Source organism: Mycobacterium sp., from assembly GCF_019243155.1.
In the GTDB taxonomy this organism is placed as follows: domain Bacteria; phylum Actinomycetota; class Actinomycetes; order Mycobacteriales; family Mycobacteriaceae; genus Mycobacterium.
The window spans coordinates 1-5,058 of record NZ_JAFAUS010000101.1 but is presented as its reverse complement, the minus strand read 5'-3'; the positions used below and the strand labels follow the sequence as shown (position 1 = coordinate 5,058).

The 5,058-nt window shown below is 66.8% G+C and carries 4 protein-coding genes; 2 read left to right on the top strand and 2 right to left on the bottom strand.

Annotation, left to right across the window (positions count from 1 at the left end):
- Together JOZ00_RS05270 and JOZ00_RS05265 are read right to left on the bottom strand one after the other, a co-directional pair.
- The coding region (locus JOZ00_RS05270) for a hypothetical protein (RefSeq protein WP_293340698.1) at positions 1 to 1,169 on the bottom strand (1,169 nt) is incomplete at its 3' end.
- A 155-nt stretch (positions 1,170 to 1,324) separates the two neighbouring features.
- On the bottom strand, positions 1,325 to 3,007 hold the full coding sequence (locus JOZ00_RS05265; RefSeq protein ID WP_293340695.1) for a hypothetical protein: 1,683 nt from the start codon (positions 3,005 to 3,007) through the stop codon (positions 1,325 to 1,327).
- Positions 3,008 to 3,111: 104 nt separating this feature from the next.
- Here JOZ00_RS05265 and JOZ00_RS05260 point away from each other — a divergent pair, with 104 nt between their 5' ends.
- Together JOZ00_RS05260 and JOZ00_RS05255 are read left to right on the top strand one after the other, a co-directional pair.
- Positions 3,112 to 3,756, top strand: coding sequence for a dihydrofolate reductase family protein (locus tag JOZ00_RS05260; RefSeq protein WP_293340692.1), 645 nt, complete (start codon positions 3,112 to 3,114; stop codon positions 3,754 to 3,756).
- Between the two features lie 58 nt (positions 3,757 to 3,814).
- Positions 3,815 to 5,058, top strand: a 1,244-nt coding sequence (locus JOZ00_RS05255) for an alpha/beta hydrolase (protein ID WP_293340689.1), incomplete at its 3' end; no start/stop codon positions are given.

Genomic DNA, 5,058 nt, shown 5'->3' with positions numbered 1-5,058 from the left:
TGGGTCGCGGTGAAAAGCTCGATATCCGTCGAGGTCTCGTTGATGATCACTTGGCTCCAGACCTCGTCTTCGCCATAGCCCCGCTCCCAGCGAGTGTTGATCTCCCCGATGTCGAGCTCGTACTCCACGTCCATGTACTCGAGCAGGTGAAAGAGGAACAGCGGCATGTCGGCGTAGGCCTCGGTGGTCAGGTTCGTCATCGGGCTGGCGCCGGACAGGCGCGGGTTGACCTCGCCGAGGTAGAGCTCGTCGGTGTCGAGGTCATGCAGGAGGTCGACCTCGAAGTAGCCGCGGTAGCCCTCGCGCCGCATGACGTCGCCCAGCTTTCCCACCATTTCTCGCGCGGCGTGCGTCTGTGCGGGCGGCAGCACCTCGCGCCAGATGTCATTGCCACACCAGCTGCCCCGGTGCGGGGTCAGCTCCGAATAGCCGACGAGACTCGTCATCGCGGGACCGATCACGGTGCCGTGGCGGGTCACGGCACCCTCGAGGCACACCTCGACATTGCGGATGCGCTTCATGACTTTGAGGTCCTGCCCCGCCATGTCACCGGCATGCTCGTCCCAGTCGCGCGGACCTTTTACAAAGAATGTTCCGCTGCCTGCGTTGCCATAAGCGATCGAGATGACGAGGTCGTCTCCCAGCCCGGCGTTTTGCGCGAGCGTCAGCAGTTCGTCGTAGGAGCCGGCCCGCCCGATCGTGTGCGGCACGCTCGGTATGCCCGCCTCGTTGGCCAGCTGCGTCATGACGATCTTGGAGCCCAGGCGCTGGCGCAGCTCGATCGGCGGGTGCATGACCTCGAGACCCGCCGATCGCGCGAGGGCCTGAATTTCCTCGTTCATCATCACAAAGCAGGCTTTGCCACCGGGGCCTTTGCCCGCGATGAACTCGAGCGTCTCGGGATCGGACAGCAGGTGGCTGCATACCTCGTCCATGGAGTCGAAATCGCGGCGGTCGCGTCGCCGGGGCACGAACACGCGCGAGTGCGTGCCCTCGAAAGAGTCGAAGTAGGTCAGATAGAAGAAGTTTTGTATCCAGCGGTCAACGCCGAGCAGGTTGAACGGCGTCGGAGAGATGAAGTACAGCGGGACCTTGTTGGTGTGAAAGAACGCCCGGATGTCCGAAAGGCCGTTCAGGACGGGGCGCGGCTCGGCGGCGGTCACGAGCACATCCCCCTCGGTGCGACGGCGGTGGGTTCACATGCCTGCATGCGACAAGTCTGCCGTGCCTATGGCCATGTGGCGAGCCCATAGCGGCCTCGCCAACCGGCGATGGCCGAATACTACTGTGCGACTTGGGTTCTCGTCAAGTATCTCGCAAGCGGCTAATGGTGGCCGCCGCCACTGCTTTCGCCGCCGCCCCCGCTGGAGCTGCTGCCGCCGCCGGAGCTGCTGCTGCCGCCGGAGCTGCCGCCGCCGACTTCGCCGCCGCCGTGACTGCCGCCGGCATCGGCGCCGCCACCGCTGACCGGACCGCCGCCGCCGTGGGATTCACTGCCGCCGGTCGACCCGCCACCGCTGGGCGGGGCACCGCCCTCGGGAGGCCCGCCGCCGGGAGTGCCGTGCCCAGGACTGGGGCCGTCAGCGGGTCCACCGCCGTGCGGCCCGCCACCGCTGGGATTGCCGTGGCCCGGGCCGGCAACCGGGCCACCACCACCGGAGTTGGGCGGGGGCCCTTGCGGAGGAGGCCGGTGGGGTGGCGGCGGCGCTTTTGGTGGGGTGACGTGGATGGGCGGCGGCTCGGCCGGCGGCGACGGGTGCGTCGGGGGCTCCACCACGGGCGGACTCACCGGCGGGTTGGGCAGGTGAACCGGCGGCAGGGGAACTGGCGCTATCGGCGGGACGACCACCGGAACGGGCGCAGCCGGAGGCGGGGGAGGAGGGGCAGCGGGGAGCGGGACGGGCGACGCGGCGGGGACTGGGGCCGCCGGCGGCGGCGCGCTGGGTGGCGGGCTCAACGGCTTCGGTGCCGCCAGCTTCGTCGCGGCCACTTGTCCGGGTGCGGGCGCGAGCACCTGCTCGACCGGGGCGAGAATGCTTTGGATCGGGGCGGGCAGCGAACCGACCGTCGTGCGGATGCCGAGTGACAGGGCGATCTCCAGTGCCACAGCCACGCCAAAACTGGCTGCTACCAATGCAGTTCCCACCAGGAGGCGCGGCCTGCGCCTGGGCGCGCGAGCGTCTATGACGACGGTTTGGGCATCGGCTTCGTCGTCGGCCACTGCGCTGTAGGCGAGATCGTCGCCCAGTTCGTCGTGACCGACGCTCAGATATTCGGGCAGGGCAGACACGTCGACCACACCTGTGCCGGGGTCTTGTGCATAGGCCAGCACACCAGTGGGCGATGCGAGCGTATGCGCCGAGGCCAGCGCCGCTCCCCGGGCAAGTGCCGTCTCAGGCTCTTCCGGAACACTCACGGTGAGTGACGTCGCCTCTTCCAAACGCGCCTTGATGGGAGCGATGTCAACGCCCGAGCCGAGTACGAACAGGCCGCCCGGCCGCGTCGGCAGCTCGTCGAGTCCGGCGACCATCGCCATCAGCGCGGCGGTGACGATGTCCCCCGACTCGCTGTGCACGTCATCGACGGAACCGTCGGCGGTGTCGACGACGGCCAATGTCGCGGTGTCGGGCTCCAGGAAAAGCAGGGCGGTGCGCTCGTAACCCATTGCCCCGCCGACGAATTGGGTCAACGCGGTCGCGGCCAGAAACGTCGAGACCAGCATGACGTTCTCAATCTTGCGGGCGGCCAGCGCGTCGCGGATGGCCGCCGCTTCGAGCTGGTCGGTGCACGCCACCCCGATCGAGCCCAGTTCAAGACCGGCGCTGGCCGCATCTTCGCGGGTGCCCATGATGGCGGCGATCACTCGATCGGACGCGCTGACCGTGGGGGCGTCGTCGGCGGTAGTGAACTCGCTCTCGTCCACCGTGGCGCCGTCGGCGTTTTCGCCTTGCAGCAGCACCATTTGGACCGAGGCCGGCGCCATCGAAACTCCGAGGACGATATCCATCGCCTGATCGTCGCCCGGGAAGCTGTATCAGGATGGTGATGAAGTTATGTAGGCCGTATGAAGTTCGAGCGATGAGTCCGCTGACGCCTACAGGTCTACCTTGCATGGGCATGATTCACATCGAGCTGTTCGCAACCCTGGACCTGGTCGGGCAAGCCCCCGGGGGCCCTGACGAGGATCCGGTGGGGTTCCCGTTCGGCGGCTGGCAGGCGCCGCTGGTGGACGAGCTCACCGGGGCCCAGGTCGGCGCCGCCTATGAGGGCACGGACGCCCTACTGCTCGGGCGACGGACGTATGACATCTTCGCGGGCTACTGGCCGAACCAGGAGGGTGGCGAGGACAGCGAGATCGCCACGCTCTTCAACAGCGTCCCGAAATACGTGGCTTCCCGTGGCCGACCTGACCTCTCGTGGGCGGGTTCCACCCAGCTCGGCCCGGACCTGGCGAGTGCGGTGCGCGAGATCCGCGATCGACACGAGCATGTGAAGGTCGTCGGGAGCCTGAACCTGGTGCAGACCCTGCTGCGCGAGAGGCTCTTTGACCGCCTCGACCTGTGGCTGCACCCGATCGTGCTGGGCGTCGGGAAGAAGGTGTTCGACGGTGGCGCGGTGCCCACGAACGTCACTCTCCTCGAACCGCCGGTAGCGGGTCCGAAGGGCATCGTGTACCTCCGCTACGGGATCGCCGCCGGCACGCCCGGGACGGGGGACATGAGCGCACCTGACCGAAGTGGCGTGCAGGGGAAATAGGCGGTAGTAGCGTCATAGCTGGTTTGGGGAAGTAGGAGCGAGTTCTCGGGGCGGTGTGATGCAGCTGATCTGGTTGGACGTCGCCGACCTGATCGCGAAGGCCGGCGGCGATCCGTGGGCGACCAACCAGAGCTTGCAAGCCGGCAGCGCCTCGCAGATAGAGAGTCTCGCGGAGGCCTTCAACGGCGCGGGCCGCCACACCGCGGAGGCGGACCACGCATTCGAGCAAGCCCGCAAGCGCTTCGACGCGGCCTGGAACCACCAGAACGGCGACCACCCGATCAACGATTCCGCCGAAGTGCAGCGCTTGACGAAATCCCTTGGGGCGCAGTCTGAACAGCTGCCCAAGATCGGTGCCGACCTGGAGAACATCGCGGCCGCCTTGGCCGAAGCGCAAAAGGCTGGAGCCCAGGAAATCGCGGCGTTGGAGCGTCAGTTGCAGATGCTCGACAAGCTGATCGGCGCGGCGGAGAAGGATCTGCAGGACCCCAACCTCGACGCGAAGAGCCGCCAGACACTGCTGAAGTTGATCGACGACGCAAAAGCCGACGCCGCCGATGACGTCCGTGATGCTCTTCACCAGTTGCAGTCGATCCGTAGCGGCTACTCGACAACGCTGCAGAACTCGCTGGGCAATTTGCGCACCGATGGCTACGACCCGGACATCCTGCGCCAAGTGGACGCGGACACGAAGATCCCGCCGCCCGACACCAGCCCGGAGGACGTGCACAAGTGGTGGACGTCGCTGACACCCGATGAGCGGCAACACCTCCTCGCTGAGCACCCCAAAGACCTCGGCAACCTCAACGGGGTGCCCGTCGATGCCCGCAGCGAGGTCAACGAGGCCGTGATGAACGACGACCTTCACCGTGTGGAAGACCTTGCCAAGAACGGGGTTTCGGTCAACGACATATTGAGTGACCCGGGCAAGTACGGGCTGTCGGCGAATGCCGTCATGCGCTACAACAACGCCGTCCAGGCGAGAAACGGGCTGAACACATCGTCCAAGGCCGAGGACGCCTTCGGTCGTCATCCGCCCGTGTATTTGTTGAAGTATCAGCCGGATGCCTTCGGCGGTGAGGGGGCTGCGGCCATCGCGATGGGCAATCCCGACATGGCCGACAACACGGCGGTGTTGGTCAAAGGACTCGGAAGCGGCGTGCGCGAGGGAACCTTGTCCAACCCGGATGGTGTTCGCCTGTACCAAGAGTCGGCTCGCGCCGATTGGAACAAGCAGACCGCGGTGGTGATGTGGGTCGGCTATGACGCCCCCAACACCTGGCATGACCCGGGCTTGTTCGA